Genomic DNA, 14,623 nt, shown 5'->3' on the forward strand with positions numbered 1-14,623 from the left:
CCAAGCTCTGCAGACCTACCGTGTCTGCAGACCTACTGGGCAGGAGCAGGCAGGTGGACGGTCTTGGTCTCGAAGAACTCTTCGAGACCTTCGATGCCACCCTCCCGTCCGACGCCCGACTGCTTGTAACCACCGAATGGCAGGGTGAAGTCCATCGTCGCGGTGTTGACGCTGATGGTCCCGGTACGGATGCGCCGCGCGACCTCGAAACCGTGGTCGAGATCCTCGGTATAGACGGCGCCCGACAGTCCGTACACCGAGTTGTTGGCGATCGCGATTGCGTCTTCCTCGTCTTCGTAGGTGATCACCGAGATGACCGGACCGAAGACCTCTTCCTGCGCGATCCGTGAATCCGGCTGCACGTCGTCGATCAGGGTGGCTGCGACGAAGAAGCCCGTATCGAGGCCTTCGGGGCGGCCACCACCGAGCACAACCTTCGCGCCGTCTTCCTTCGCGATGTCGATGTAGCCGAGCACGCGGTCCTGCTGACGCTTGGAGGCGAGCGGGCCGAGGAAGTTGGTCGGCTCCCACGGGTTGCCCATCGGTAGAGATCCGTACGCGGCCTTCAGTGCCTCGACCACCTCGTCGTGACGTTTGCGCGAGACGAGCACGCGGGTCAGCGCGATGCAGGCTTGACCGGACTGCATGCAGCCACCCATGGGCAGGGTCTGCAGCACGTGATTGATGTCTGCGTCGTCGAGGATGATCGCCGCGGACTTGCCACCGAGTTCGAGCGACACGCGTGCGATGCGCTCGCCTGCCAGGGACATGATGCGCCGGCCCGCGGCGGTACTGCCGGTGAACGTGACGTGGTCAACGTCCGGGTTGGTCACGAGGGACTCCGACACCTCGCGGTCGGCACACAGCACGCTCACTACACCCTCGGGAATGCGACCTTCCGCGACCAGCTCGGCAATGATATCCGCGAAAACCGACGGCGAGATCGGCGCCTCGGGTGCGGTCTTGAGAACGACCGAGCAACCCGCGGCGAGCGCGGGCGCGAGCTTGAACGCGATCGTGCCGATCGGCCCGTTCCAGGGGATGATCGCGGCGACCACGCCCGTCGGTTCCTTGACGATGCGTGAGATGCCACCGTCGGCACGGGATCGCTCTTCGCTGACCTCGAACTCGCGGGCTACCGCGGCAACGGCCCGGAACAGGCCGCCGGTCATCTGCTGGGTCGGGCGGCTGACGCTGACCGGCACACCGACCTCGATCACGCCGATCGGCGTCAGTTCGTCCACGCGCTGCTCGAGACGGTCCGCGATGGCATCGAGAACGTCCGCTCGATCGGCCATGGTGCGTGACGCCCATTCACCCCTGTCGAACGACTCACGCGCAGCGGCAACCGCCTTCGTGACGTCTTCGACGGTCGCGGTGCGGACACGTGCGACCTTCTCTTCGGTGAACGAGTCGACGACATCGACCCATTCGTCACCGGTCGAATCGACCCAACGGCCGCCGAGGAAGATCTGGTCGCGATCGGCGATCGACGGGGTCGTCGTACCGGTTGCGGTTTCGGTCGTGGTCATCAGTGAAGCTCCTTCGCTCTCAACGGATGTTGTAGCCGGCATCGACGGGGAATGTGACACCGGTGACGTAGCGGGCCTCGTCGGAAGCGAGGTACACGATCGCGTTGCTGATGTCGACGGCCTCGATCAGCTCGACGGGCATCGGGTTCTTGTACGACTCGTCGGCGGCGACCTCTGGGTGGGCGTTGACGAACTCGCCGTACTCGGCGTTCGCGACCATCGGAGTGTTCACACCTGTCGGATGCACGGTGTTGACCCGGATGCTGTGGGGCGCGAGTTGTTTCGCATACAGCCGCATGAGGCCGACGACACCGTGCTTGGCCGCGCTGTACCCGGCTTGGCCAGGCAAGGTGTTGAGACCGATGCTCGTCAGGCCGGCGGCCGAGCTGGTGATGATGATCGAGCCACCCTCACCCCGTTCGACGAGATTCGGCACGGTCACGTCGAGCACGTGCCACACACCGGTGAGCATGGTGTCGATCGCGTCGTGCCAGGCCTGCCGCTGCTCGCCCGGTCCGATGACGGGCATGATGCCGGCGTTCGGCAGTACGATGTCCACCTTGCCGAACTGTGCGATACCCGCGTCGTACGCAGCTTGGACGTCTTCGAGCTTGCGGACGTCGCCAACCAACGCAACGATGGCGCCTCCGGCCTCCTTCACGAGGCGTTCGGTTTCTGCGAGATCGTCGGAGGTCGCCATCGGGTAGAACACGGTCGGAATCTGGTCGCAAATGTCCACCGCGATGATGGACGCACCTTCCTCCGCGAGCCGGACGGCATGCGACCTGCCCTGACCACGCGCCGCGCCGGTGATGAATGCGACCTTGCCATCGAGTCGTCCCATGGATAGTCCTCTCCGAGTACAGGTTCCGCCTAGGGTGCGCAGAGGCAACGTGCGGGGTGATCGAATGATCGAAATGAAATCGGCACACGATCTGTGAGCCACAACACAGACCGTAGTTGCCTACAACCATTAGGTCAACACCGAACAAGAATCGTTTTTCGTATCACCCGGCACACCATTCAGAAGCTGGGTACTTCGGCCCACTCCCCGACCTGGTAGCACGAGTGCTCTTCTTCCTGCTCGAACGACAACAGACGGCACATACGCACCGCGCCTGCATCGTCCGGGTCGATACGAATCAGGGCGATCTGCGCTCCCGCGTCGCGCAGCGCCCCGAGCGCCACCACGAGCAGCGTGGTGCCCAAGCCTTCCCGCCTCGCGGCCTCGGTGAGCACCAGCGCCCGGACCGACGCCGCGTCGAGTTCGAGGTGCGTGGACAGCGCCGAGTCGAACCAGACGAATCCGAGAGATGCTCCCGAAGAATCTGTTGCGACGACCACGGTGCCGGCCCCGAGACGAATCTCGTCGGCTAGGCGTTCCCGCTGCGCCGGCACCAGCGCGGCCGCATCCAGCACTTCCTCGATCGACTTCGACGCCATCGAATCTTCGAGTGGGCGCGCTTCGGCGAGCGTGATGCCTCCGGGGACCGAGACGTCGTCGAGCGGGCTCGCGAACGGCCCAGACAGGTGACGGAACAGCGTCCACAACCTGCTCACCGGCGCGACGCCGAACCGGCGCGTGAGGCGCTCGGACGCGGGGTGAGTGCCGTACGCCCAGCAGCGCAGGGCCACAGCGCCAGTGCCTTCCCACCCACCGTTCACCGTCGTGTCCAGACCGACCTCCTCGACGAGCATCGTCGCGATCCCTCGCGACCGATAGTCGGGGTGAACCACGAACTGCGCGGTACCCAGCCCCCCGTCGTCGACCTGCAGATGCAGATACGCCACAACCACCAGCGGAGCATCGTCGCGAGCACTCAGATCTCTGCGCGCCGTGATCGGCAGGTGGTAGACCCGCACACCGTTACGGCTCGTCGAGGTCACATCGCCGGGATTGATCGAGGAGAAGCCCGCCTCGTCGTCGTAGTCGGCGGCCGCCGCGACAAGCGCCAGCACCTCGTCCCGATCGCCGGAATCCAGTTCCGAACACCACTGATACGAGATCATTCGTTCGCTCCTCATCTGCCGTTTCGTACTCATAAATCTAATGCCAATCGGTATAGAACCGCAATGGTCGACACCTGCCCGAGGACGCAACCCGGGGTTTACAGCTAAATCTATATAAGTTAGGTTTAATTCATCGATTCGCACCGCATCACAGCCTGGAGGGCAGCCATGACAGAGGTCGGAATCCCCCGCGAGGAACGCATCCGTCGCGCGCTCGACCATCTGCGCAACGACACCACCGACGAGTTCGAGCACGTCACGTGGTTCGAACCCGTCGAGTTCACCGATCCGGACATCGCCAAGATCGAACGTGAGCGTGTATTCGGCCGGGTTCCGTCGATCATCATCCACGGCTCCGAGATCCCCCGCGCAGGAGATTTCGTCACCCTGCAGTTACCGCGAAACAACGTCATCATCGTCCGCCAGCGCGATGGCAGCGTCAAAACCCTCGTGAACCAGTGCCGTCATCGCGGGGCCATGGTCGAGAAGGAGGAGAAGGGTCGCTGCCGCCTGTTCTCCTGCCCGTACCACCGCTGGTCGTACGATACCGACGGCAGCCTGCGCACCATCACCCGCGACAACACGTTCGGTGATGCCGACCGCTCCGAACGCAACCTCGTCCAACTACCCACCGAAGAGCGGCACGGGTTCGTCTGGGTGGTCGACGACGCCGACGCAACCATCGATGTCGCCGACTGGCTCGGCCCCGACATGGACTCGATCATGGGGTCCTACGGCCTGGACAAGATGGTGACTACTCGGGTTCAACGCTTCGACGAGCCCATCAACTGGAAGTTGATGCAGGACGCGTTCCTCGACGGTTACCACATCCAGTACGCGCACCCCAACACCGCCGCGAAGCACATCCACACCAACGTCATGGCCTTCGAGGACTTCGGAAACCACTGCCGGTTCCTCAATCTCCGCAAGACCATCGACCGATGGATCGAAGAGGACCCCGGCGATCGCAGTCTCGCCGAGCACATCACGGAGAGCCACCTGGTGGGACCCAACAGTACGTTGCTCAAACAACCCGACCATTTCCAGCTGCTCACCTTCCGCCCTCACCGCAGTGATCCGCAGCGCTGCCACATGGAGATTCGTCTGGTCGCGCCTACGCTCGAAGAGAGCGGCTTGACGGAGGAACGCTGGAACCGAATCTGGGACAAGAACGTCGAGATTCTGGTAGCAGTGCTCCACAACGAGGACTTCCCGATCTTGCGAGGCTCACAGGTTGCCATGGACAGCGCAAGCGCCGGCAACATGCTCCTCGGCCGCAACGAAGTCGCCAACCAGGTCTTCCGCCGCGCAATTCAGAAACTCGTCAACGAGAGCTGATATCTGGGCTCAACACTCGCGGAACTGCGGACACAGGTTTCCCACACTTTCACGAAGGGGACCCGATCACGATCGGGTCCCCTTCCTCACCTCAACTCACAGTTCCGGAGTGAACGTGAGCGGTAGACGTACACAGCCACGCACAGACGTGCCATGCATCAGCGGTGGATCACTCTCGACCAACGCATAATCCGGAATCCGGCGGTGAATCTCCTCCATTGCCAGTGTCAGTTCGAGTCGCGCCAAGTGCGACCCCAGGCACCGATGCGGGCCCGCTCCGAACGACAGGTGCCTGTTCGAACCTCGGTCGATCACGAAAGCATCCGGATCGTCGAACTCGGTATCGTCGCGGTTCGCCGAACAGAGCAGTAACAGCAGCTGGTCACCGGCCTCGACCTTCACACCGGCGATCTCGACATCGCGCGTAGCTCGACGACCCATGCTGACCGCGGCCTCGATACGAAGGATCTCTTCCACTGCATCCGGCACCAGACTGGTGTCCTCGATCAGGGCGTTGCGTTGCGCCGGATTGTTCGCCAGATGGACCATGGCCCAGCCGAGTGAACCCTGCACGGTGTGCAGTCCCGCGATGAGCAGCAGGAAGAACATGCGACGCAGTTCCTCGTCCGTCAGGTACCGCTCGACGCCATCCATCAGGATCGGTGTGTTGATGATCTGCGCGGTGACGCTTTCGCCATCTTCCTGACCCGAACGCACCCTATCCACGAACGCACCGAAGTACTCGAACACGTTCGTTGCCGCCTCCGCCCGAGCGCGAGCGGACTCCTCCTCGCCGGCGCCCGGAATTCCCTGCAGCGCAATGTCCGTCCATTCAGTGAAGCGTTCGGCGTCGTCGAGTGGCCAGCCCATCAAGGTGAGGAAGACACGGGTTGGCAGCGCGTGCGCAAACTCGGCGACGAATTCACATCGGCCGGAGGACGCGAAGCCGTCGATCAGTTCGTTGATGATCTCGCGGATCTTCGGCTCGAGCTCCTTCATCCGCGCCGGACCGAACAAGGGCTGGAGTGCCTGCCGGTACTGCGTGTGCTCAGGCGGATCGATCTCGACGGGAATGAACTTGCCCTGCCCGGCGTCGACAAGATTGTTCGGATAGCTGGAGAAAGTCTCGGCATCACGCAGAATGCGAAAGATGTCGTCGTAACGCGTGACAATCCAGTGCCCACCGTAGTGCGGCGAATAGAGGATCGGACCGCGGGCGCGGAGTCCGGCGGCCTTCGCCTGGAAGACGTCGACCGGCGCGGCAAGAGCCGGGTCGTAGACGTCGAAATCAACCATCAAATCCGTTGCGATGTCATGAGTTGTTAAGGCAGAACACCCTTCGAAAGCCACTCGGCGCGTCGAGCGTCCACGTAGTTCGTGAGCGATCGACGCGCCGTTCGGATGGCACGGAAATATCGAGGATCTGTCGGTCATGCCGTCCGCCTTCGTAGCAGATGCGTTCCCACAGTATTATTCGAGAGTCAACGCTCGTTCGGGGCACACCGAGACGGCCTCCTCGGCCGCGGCGATGTGCTCGTCGAGCGCGAGTGCGTCCTGAAGGATCACCGGGTACCCGGAATCGTCACAGTCGACGACCTCGGGGGAACGGCTGTAACACAAACCGTGTCCCGCGCACACCGACCGATCCACGACGAGGCGGCGCGTACCGTATTCCGTTTTCGAGTCGTGGTCAGTCATGATCGTTACTCTTCGCCGGTGACCATCGGCGGAGGGTTGTTCCCGTCTTCGGGGAACATCATGGCCACACGCGACAACGTGCCGCCATCGGTCGTCGGCAGCGTGACACCCGAGATGTACGCGGACTCATCCGAGACCAGGAAGAGCGCTGCTCGAGCATTGTCCTTCAGCGACGGCGGACGATTGACCTTGAGCGGAATCGGCGACACGCTCGGCTCCCACGGACCCGCCGCTTCCTCATAGGACTGGCCGACGACCGGCGTACCGGCGGGGGCGAGGAAGTTCGGCGACATTCCGTGTGTCGGCGCGATCGCATTGACGCGGATCCCATACTTGCCGAGATCCAGGCTCAGGGCCCGAACCATACCGTTCACACCGGCTTTCGTCGCAGAATACGCCGCGATGCTGTGATACGCCACGAACGACGCCGCCGACGACGTCGCCAGAATGACACCACCACCGTTGGCCCGCAGCGCCGGCACCGCAGCCTTCGCCGTGTAGAACACGCCAGACAGGTTGACGCCGATGACGTCCTGCCAATCAGCGTCCGTCAGGTCCTGGAACTCGACCTGCTCGCCACCGGCGACGGACGGCACGCCACCACGCGAAATGATGCCTGCATTAGCCCACGCGATGTCGAGCTTGCCGAACGCGGCCACGGTGGCTGCCACCGCCTCGACCACCTGCTGCTCGACTCGCACATCGGCGGTGACCGCGATCGCCGAACCGCCTTGCTTTTCGACCAGCTCGACCGTGCCCTTGGCGCGCTCCGGATCGATATCGACCACGGCGACCTTCGCGCCCTCCGCGGCGAACAGCTGCGACGCCTCGCGTCCCAGGCCGGAACCGGCACCGGTGATCAGCGCAACCTTACCTTCGAGTTTCATGAAGTCTCCTGTATTCGGGAATGTGTTCGGACGAATGGAAGCTGTCGTCGGACAGCGGGATAACAGGGATGGCACCGAGCAGATCTGTATCGCACATACAGCGGTGTCAGTACGCGATGAATAGAATTTCTTCGCGTGAGTACTCCATGCCCGGATGTGACTCGCTCAAATGCTCCTGGGTTTTCACCACCAGGTCGTCTTCGTCGCTGCCGGTGATCGCGGCGCCACACGGACAGCTCAGTCTTGTCTTCATTCTCACCTCGGTCAGCCTTTCTGCGCCTCTCGTGCGGTCGGACGCTCACAGCACGTCGGCGACCGAGAAGTTCGGTAGCGCGTCGAGGAACGTGGTCGACGTCACATCACATTAACTAATGCACATAGGTTTCACAACCCCCGCGTCGACTCGATCGCATCGGGAACAATCGTGATCAGGCGGGCTCCGTGGCCTTCTCTACAGACACGTCCGTCTCGGACGCGGCCTTGTTCTTCCGCGGAACCAACGACACCAGCACTGCGGCAGCCACTCCGGCGAACGCAAAGGCGTAGAAGGCCCAGTCGGCTCCGAGTGCAGAGCTCATGATCATTCCGGTGAGTATGGGACCGCAGACACCGCCGAGCCGGCCGAGACCCACTGCCAGCCCGAGCGCCGTGCCACGCGCGGCCGCCGGGTAGAAGACTCCGACGAATCCGTAGACGCCCGTCGTCGACGAGGCACAGAAGCCGATCAGGAGAACCAGTCCGAACACGAGTGCCTGCGCCGGCTGCAGAGTCAGGGCGGACACTGCGAGCGCCCCGAAGACGAAGCTCACGGAAATGACGGGACGCGATCCCAGCCGATCCGCAAGACCGGTGATAACCACCATGCCGAACCCGCTGCCGATGTTGAAGGCGAGCAGGAAAGTCAACGCAGACCCGAGGTCATAGCCGGACGACCTCAGCATCTGAGGAATCCAGGTGTTCATGCCGTACGAGACGAGAAGACCGAAGAAGGTGATGAGCGGGAACATGATCGTCGCGATCCTGTAGCCGGGGGCGAACAAGAGCCGCAGTCCCGATGGGGAGCCGGTACTCCCACTTTTCGACTTCTCGAGTGCCATGCCGGATTCGGCGCCGGCATCGATGGAATAGCGCTGTGCCAGTTCGCGGGCCTCGTTGTGCCGACCCTTGCTTGCGAGGAAGGCAATCGATTCGGGCAGCTTTCGGTACGCGATGACGAACAACACGACACCCAGAAGGCCGCCCACTGCGAACATCGATTTCCAGCCGAAGGCAGGGATTATGAAAATGGCGGCAATCGCGACGACGCACCCTCCGATAGGAAAACCGGTTTGAATCACACCGTTGTAGAACTGCCGCCGGTCGACCTTGACGTATTCCTGGGTGAGCGCGATCAAGGTGGGGAGTGCTCCGCCGAAGCCGATGCCGGCCAGCAGTCTGAACAGGCCGAACGATTCCAGGTTCGGCGCAATGGCGCACAGCCCGGTGAACAGGCTGAAGCTCACGATGCATGCAAGTACCACGGGTCGTCGCCCGATGCGATCTGTGATGTAGCCGGCCAGCATCGCTCCGGCCATCATTCCGAACAGGGACAGGCTGCCGATCAACCCCGCCGATCCAGTGGTGATCCCCCACTGTTCCAGTTCGAGCAACGTCGGCAGGACCGCGCCGAACATGATGAGGTCGACACCATCGAGGATGGTGATGGCCAAGCAGGTCAGGACCACGGATCGAGCACCCGAGACGGCCCTTTCCTTCCCCGGGACAGAAATCTGCGACATGTTGGGGTTCCTTCGGTCTTAGTATCGGGGTTCGGTATTTGTGACTGCACGGATGGCGCGTGTTCACACCATGGGTGCAATGGAGCTCAGCCCCACTTGCGCGGATCTGCGAACGCGCGCCCCATCCATTGGTGGAAGTGCTGATTGGCAATCTCGTTGCGTCCGAAATAGAGGGGTCCGACATCTGTATTCGCGACGGACTTCTGTACGCCCTCGTTGACCACGAGGTCCTCGTCACGTAGCACGGCCATGAGAATTTTCCAGTTCTTGTCCCACCGCGCCTTCTGCTCGTCCGTTACCACCGGCTCCCGAGTGAGCAAACGCATCTGCATCCGAGTCCCGACGGCTGTGCCCGGGGTGGGGACGAAGTTGAGCACCTCCAGATGATCCGGTTGACGGAGCACCGACATATTGGGCATCAGAAAGTGCGCCACGGTGATATGCCGATCGATGGGGGCATCGTCGGGTGCCACATCTCGCACCGAGTCGATGCTCTTGCGAGCGGTGACCATTCGTCCGTGCCTGCCCATCGGTTCCCACGCCTGCGCGTTGTTGTAGAAGTACGGGGCAACGGTTCCGGCGTGGGTCGAGGTGATGTGGTAGCCGTCGAGGAAGGCGTCCATCAACACCTTCCAGTTGATGTCCACATCGAAGTTCTGGGCGATATGGCAGTGGTACTTGTCCATATCCATGGCGGCGAGAGACTCGTCGAACTCTCGGCCGAGCCACTCCGCGATGTCGATCTCGCGATCACCCGCGGCGGAGTCGATGACCCAGACGAAACCGTGCCGTTCCTCGACCGGAACCTCCAGCAGGCTCATGCAACTACGATCGACCGTCCCGAACGTGTGCTCGTCCGCAATCGACCGCAGCCTGCCATCGCTGCCATACGCCCACCCGTGGTAGCGGCACGAAAAGATTCGCTTCGAACCCTTCTCCTCGGGAACGAGCTGCGCTCCTCGATGCCGGCAGGTGTTCACGAAGCCGCGCACTCTCCCGTCCGCCTGCCGAACGAGAACAACTTCGTTGTTCGGCAGCTGGACGGTCGCAAAGTCGTTGTTTCCGGACAGTTCGGTGCTGTGTACCGCGATGATCGGCACGTACCCGAACAGTTCTCTGCGCTCCCGCGCCGCCAGCTCCGGATCGGTGTAGACGCGCGGATCGACCTCGAGAATTTCCGGTGCCATATCGGTGGTGCCGTTGTCGAGGTGATCGAACATCGCCCGGGCAAAACCCGCTTTCGTCGCCTCGTCGTACGGCAGGTCGGTGTAGACCATCGTACTCACTCCTTCGGGGACCGCTGCGGGCCCACAAGAACGTCGCTAAAGCTGCAGACTCTTGATTTCGACAAACTCTTCGAGGCCGAATGCCCCGCCCTCACGCCCGTGGCCGGATTGATTGAATCCGCCGAACGGTGCGGCGCCATTGAACTTTCCACCGTTGACCTCGATCTGCGTTGCACGCAGTCTGCGCGCCACCGACTTCGCGCGCTCGGCGTCGGCGGACCACACGGCGCCGGCAATACCGAAAATCGTGCCGTTCGCGATTTCGATCGCGTGCTCGGTCGTGTCGTACGCGATGATCGACAGCACCGGACCGAAGATTTCCTCCTGGGCGATCGTGCTGTCCGGGTCCACCTCGGAAAACACTGTGGGTTCGACGAAGAATCCGGTACGGGCCGGTGCGTCGACCGAGCCGGCGACAAGCTTCGCGCCCTCCTTGACGCCCGCACGAATGTAGCCGAGCACCCGCTCGCGCTGAGCTGCGGTCACCATGGGTCCAAGCTTCGTGTTGCCCCCGGTGGGATCGCCCGGGGCATACGCCGCCACCGCCTGTGCGGCGAGCGTCTCCGCCTCGGACAGGCGCGAGCGCGGTACGAGCAGGCGAGTCTGCGCGTTGCAGGACTGCCCGCCGTTCATGTAGCAGGCGCGCACGGTGTGCGGCACGGCCTTCGCGAACTCCTCGACATCGAGATCGTCGAGTAGCACCGCGGCGCTTTTGCCGCCCAGCTCGACCGACACTCGCTTGACGGTCCCGGCGGCCAATTCCAGCACTCGCTTACCGACCGAGTTCGATCCGGTGAAGCTGACCATGTCGATGTCCGGGTGAACGGCGATGGCCTCACCCACAATCGGACCGGTACCGTGCACCATATTGAAAACTCCGGCCGGGATCCCGACCGCTTCGACCGCCTCTGCCAGAGCGTGGGCAGTGAACGGAGCAACCTCGCTGGCCTTGACGACCACCGTGCACCCGGCCACGAGCGCAGCGCCGATCTTGGCGGTGATCTGGTGCAGCGGGTAGTTCCAGGGCGTGATACACCCGATCACGCCGACCGGCTCACGCACGATAAGGGAGTTGCGGAGCGGTTCTTCCCACGGGAAGTCCTTCGCCGCGGTCACTGCCTCCCGCAGATCGACGATGCCCAGTCCGACCTGGGCCCACCGAGCGACCCTGCGTGGGGTGCCGACCTCGGCGACGACGATGTCAGTGATGTCGTCCTGTCGCCGCTCGAGTTCGTCGGCCAGATGCGACACGAACTCGGCCCGCGTGTGCGGGGCGGTCTGCGACCACTGGCCCAAGGCCCGCCGTGCGGCAGCGACCGCCATGTCGACATCCTCGGCAGCTCCGGCGGGGACGCTTCCGATGCGCTCTTCGGTGGTCGGGTTGACGACGTCGATTCTCTCCGTGCTCGTGGAGGCAATCCACTTGCCGTCCACATACAGTTCCAAACTCACGATGATTCTCTCCGTAGAATTGAATTGATGCAATTTGCCGGTGCCTCGAGTCGCTCGAACACCGAAAAGCACTACAGTGCAGCGACTCCAGACTCATTATCCGAGAAGTTCTCGCAGGCTTTCGACACTTACCTGCGTCGCGGCTAGACCCATCACCCCGGCAAGGAATCCGCGGATGGTGACTACGAAAAGCTCACGCGACGACCACTGGTTGGCCTCGAGCGCGCGGGCGAGGGTCGGGTGTCTACGCTCATCGACCTTCGGGAAGACCTCTGTGCTACCGACCGGATCGCGCATGAGATCGCTCAGAGTGGTTGCAAGAGCGAGCTTCTCCAACCCGTCCAGTATCACCACATGGAGTTGCGCCGGAACGCCCCCGTCCTCGAGGATTCGCGCACACCGTTCATACGTTCGGGTCAGGACATCACGAGGAAGGAACTGCACCAACACGAGAGCGGCATTGGGATGACGAAGGATGGCGTCGCGATAATTGAGGCTGAGTTCGACGAACCACTCCACCCAGTCCGTACCCGACGAAGACTCGGGCACCGTCGCCCCGGTCATCAGCTCCTTCGCCACCTCTGTCATGAGCTCACGACGATCAGCGAAGTGGTGGTACAGCGAGGAGGTACTTACGTTCAGCTGTTTGGCCACGCGCGGCAGACTGAACGCATCTATGCCTTCGGTGTCGATGATCTCGATGCTTGCCGCGATGGTCGCACTCCGGCTGATCAAAGGCTTTGCCGGTCTCCCCATCATGTCCCACTTTCGATCGACCCGAGACTCAGCTCCACGACCCCGCCGTATCGGCTCCGATGGAAAACCAATGGCTCCGTCACCGGATCGGACCCGAAATCGAGCATGTCGGCAACGGCGATGAGGTGATCTCCACCGTCGTGCTCCGCAGTGAGCGCCACCTCGAACCACGCAGCCACCCCCTCGAGAATCGGCGCGCCGCGCTCGGCCGGTCGCCACTGCACTCCAGTGAATTTGGGTCCGCCCGATTTCGCGAAGCTGTCGCTGAGATCGCGTTGACCCGAGGAAAGAACGTTGATACAGAATGTCTCGGCGGTACGGATCGTCGGCCAGCTCGTCGAACGCCGACTCGGGCACAGCAAGACCTGGGGCGGATCCAGCGACAATGCCGAAAACGACTGGCAGGTGAACCCGGCCGGTTCGTCGCCCACCATCGCCGTCACCACCGTCACGCCGGAACAGAAGTGTCCCAGAACGTCGCGAAGCGCCCGCATGTTCACAGCCGATTGTGTGCTGCTGTCCGATCGTGTCGACACGTATGGTCCTCTCATACTCTCAATGCGATGTGTACCCTGATTTCACCTGCGGGACTGATCCATCCGCGGCAATCAGCGAACTCGATCATTGCTTCGAATCGTGTGGACCACGACGGGTCCAATGCCTTCTCGCCCGCAAGGCCGCGGATCGTATCTGGATCGACGAAGACCTGCTGTGCGCCGGATGGTCGACCGAGGGCCGAGAGTCGGTCTGCCCAGATCCTGTACTTCGGGTCGGCCGGCTCGATATGGAGGGAGCCGAACTCGTCGGCGTCTTCGAGCCGGAACTGTGGCTTACCGGAAATCTCGTCAACCACGATTCGCATGGGCTTCTCCCCCGTTCATGGTGGTGTGGGGGAAATAGTGGACATCTTGTCGCACCGCCGATTCCTGGACCGGTCCGCGGGCTTCGAGGATGGGCAGCACTTCATCCAGCAGTAATTGCACACATGCATCTCGAGCGTTCCTCTCCGTGACAGCAGGAACGACAGTGACGCCGTCGGCAATGTCGGCCGCACGGATGTCGAGGATCAGACTTGCCAGGCCGCTCGGCGTTCCGACGTAGACGACGGTGTCGCCGTCCGTCATGCCAGTTTCCGACGGGCGCCTCTGTCCTGTGCCGGCTTCGGAGCGCGCGGTGCGAGCGTCCGGCGCGATATGGACGACGACGTCGAGCAGTACGTCGACCCGGCCACTGGATGTGTCGCCCGCGGCCCGAATGTATGCGCGCTTCTTTTGCGCCTCTCGAAGGTTCGGGGCTGTAATTCGCACTGTGTGGGGGTCGTCCAGGCTCCGCACCACGATGGTGCTGTCGACCGGCGCGTCCGGCGTCGACAGGTCCACGGCCACGGTGAGCTGTACCCCGTTCACGACGTGGTCCGTCCCGTACGGGGTGCGGTTCGTCGCCACACCAGCGCCGGTGACAGGGTGGTGGTGCGGAACATCAGTGGATCCGAGGACAGGGTCATCCGGTCGCCGTCGAAGCGCACATGCCGCTTCTGGTTCTCACCGAGCCAGTTCGGGTACAGCGATACCGCCACCTCGTGCCATACGGCGGAGCGGTCTTCGTCAACGTGGTAGGGGCCCGAATACGCAAGGTATCCCCCGGCAGCCTCGCTTCGTTCGCTCACCTCGCCACTGTGGACGTTTCGCGAGCGGTACGGGGTTCGGCCAGGGCGCATGATTTGTGCCGACATGAACCCGTCCGACGAGTAGATGATCAATCCGCGGGCCTCGGGACCAAGGGGGTAGTCGACTTTGCCGCTGTCCGAGGTCGTCGAGTACTCGACCAATTCCCAGGCCCCGACGATTCGTTCGGCGATCGAGATGCCCTCGGTGTCGGTGATCATG

General features: G+C 62.8%; 16 protein-coding genes. 1 reads left to right on the forward strand and 15 read right to left on the reverse strand.

All coding sequences use genetic code 11. The annotated features are described in order from the left end of the window. Positions 1–32: 32 nt before the first annotated feature. From RHA1_RS01850 to RHA1_RS01860, 3 genes are all read right to left on the reverse strand, one after another. Complete coding sequence (locus RHA1_RS01850) at positions 33–1,532, reverse strand: aldehyde dehydrogenase (protein WP_011593646.1); 1,500 nt, start codon at positions 1,530–1,532, stop codon at positions 33–35. A gap of 19 nt (positions 1,533–1,551) precedes the next feature. Beyond that, positions 1,552–2,376 carry a mycofactocin-coupled SDR family oxidoreductase gene (locus RHA1_RS01855; RefSeq protein WP_011593647.1) on the reverse strand — a complete coding sequence of 275 codons (825 nt, stop codon included), beginning with the start codon at positions 2,374–2,376 and terminating at the stop codon, positions 1,552–1,554. Positions 2,377–2,555: 179 nt separating this feature from the next. Continuing rightward, positions 2,556–3,542 (reverse strand): GNAT family N-acetyltransferase, encoded by a 987-nt coding sequence (locus RHA1_RS01860; protein WP_011593648.1) that lies wholly within the window; start codon positions 3,540–3,542, stop codon positions 2,556–2,558. A 168-nt stretch (positions 3,543–3,710) separates the two neighbouring features. Between RHA1_RS01860 and RHA1_RS01865 the strand changes: the two genes are divergently transcribed. Beyond that, positions 3,711–4,880 carry an aromatic ring-hydroxylating oxygenase subunit alpha gene (locus tag RHA1_RS01865; RefSeq protein WP_011593649.1) on the forward strand — a complete coding sequence of 390 codons (1,170 nt, stop codon included), beginning with the start codon at positions 3,711–3,713 and terminating at the stop codon, positions 4,878–4,880. 96 nt (positions 4,881–4,976) lie between these two features. Here the strand turns inward: RHA1_RS01865 and RHA1_RS01870 are convergent, their stop codons facing one another. The 12 genes from RHA1_RS01870 to RHA1_RS01920 all read right to left on the reverse strand — a co-directional run bounded on the left by RHA1_RS01870 (position 4,977) and on the right by RHA1_RS01920 (position 14,622). Further along, a complete protein-coding gene (locus RHA1_RS01870; protein ID WP_050787230.1) occupies positions 4,977–6,176 on the reverse strand; it encodes a cytochrome P450 in 1,200 nt (399 codons plus the stop codon). A 174-nt stretch (positions 6,177–6,350) separates the two neighbouring features. Next, a complete protein-coding gene (locus RHA1_RS01875) occupies positions 6,351–6,578 on the reverse strand; it encodes a ferredoxin (protein WP_011593651.1) in 228 nt (75 codons plus the stop codon). Between the two features lie 5 nt (positions 6,579–6,583). Then, positions 6,584–7,465: an SDR family NAD(P)-dependent oxidoreductase gene (locus RHA1_RS01880; RefSeq protein ID WP_011593652.1), complete on the reverse strand. Its 882-nt coding sequence runs from the start codon at positions 7,463–7,465 to the stop codon at positions 6,584–6,586. 106 nt (positions 7,466–7,571) lie between these two features. After that, positions 7,572–7,718, reverse strand: coding sequence for a DUF1059 domain-containing protein (locus tag RHA1_RS45330; RefSeq protein ID WP_016881025.1), 147 nt, complete (start codon positions 7,716–7,718; stop codon positions 7,572–7,574). 175 nt (positions 7,719–7,893) lie between these two features. Continuing rightward, positions 7,894–9,243, reverse strand: a complete 1,350-nt coding sequence (locus RHA1_RS01885; protein WP_011593654.1) for an MFS transporter — start codon at positions 9,241–9,243, stop codon at positions 7,894–7,896. Between the two features lie 86 nt (positions 9,244–9,329). Beyond that, the gene (locus RHA1_RS01890; protein ID WP_011593655.1) at positions 9,330–10,520 is read right to left on the reverse strand and encodes an aromatic ring-hydroxylating oxygenase subunit alpha; all 1,191 of its coding nucleotides are present in this window, start codon (positions 10,518–10,520) and stop codon (positions 9,330–9,332) included. 45 nt (positions 10,521–10,565) lie between these two features. Then, positions 10,566–11,981 (reverse strand): aldehyde dehydrogenase family protein, encoded by a 1,416-nt coding sequence (locus RHA1_RS01895; protein ID WP_050787231.1) that lies wholly within the window; start codon positions 11,979–11,981, stop codon positions 10,566–10,568. Positions 11,982–12,077: 96 nt separating this feature from the next. Beyond that, the gene (locus RHA1_RS01900; protein WP_011593657.1) at positions 12,078–12,737 is read right to left on the reverse strand and encodes a TetR/AcrR family transcriptional regulator; all 660 of its coding nucleotides are present in this window, start codon (positions 12,735–12,737) and stop codon (positions 12,078–12,080) included. Further along, positions 12,737–13,273: a flavin reductase family protein gene (locus tag RHA1_RS01905; protein WP_011593658.1), complete on the reverse strand. Its 537-nt coding sequence runs from the start codon at positions 13,271–13,273 to the stop codon at positions 12,737–12,739. The genes RHA1_RS01900 and RHA1_RS01905 overlap by 1 nt, the downstream gene beginning before the upstream one ends. Positions 13,274–13,284: 11 nt before the next feature. Beyond that, positions 13,285–13,599, reverse strand: a complete 315-nt coding sequence (locus RHA1_RS01910; protein ID WP_011593659.1) for a hypothetical protein — start codon at positions 13,597–13,599, stop codon at positions 13,285–13,287. Next, positions 13,583–14,122: a hypothetical protein gene (locus RHA1_RS01915; RefSeq protein ID WP_237726829.1), complete on the reverse strand. Its 540-nt coding sequence runs from the start codon at positions 14,120–14,122 to the stop codon at positions 13,583–13,585. The genes RHA1_RS01910 and RHA1_RS01915 overlap by 17 nt, the downstream gene beginning before the upstream one ends. 17 nt (positions 14,123–14,139) lie before the next feature. Continuing rightward, positions 14,140–14,622, reverse strand: coding sequence for a lipocalin-like domain-containing protein (locus RHA1_RS01920; RefSeq protein WP_011593661.1), 483 nt, complete (start codon positions 14,620–14,622; stop codon positions 14,140–14,142). Position 14,623: the final 1 nt, after the last annotated feature.

The organism is Rhodococcus jostii RHA1 (assembly GCF_000014565.1).
Taxonomy (GTDB): Bacteria; Actinomycetota; Actinomycetes; order Mycobacteriales; family Mycobacteriaceae; genus Rhodococcus_F; species Rhodococcus_F jostii_A.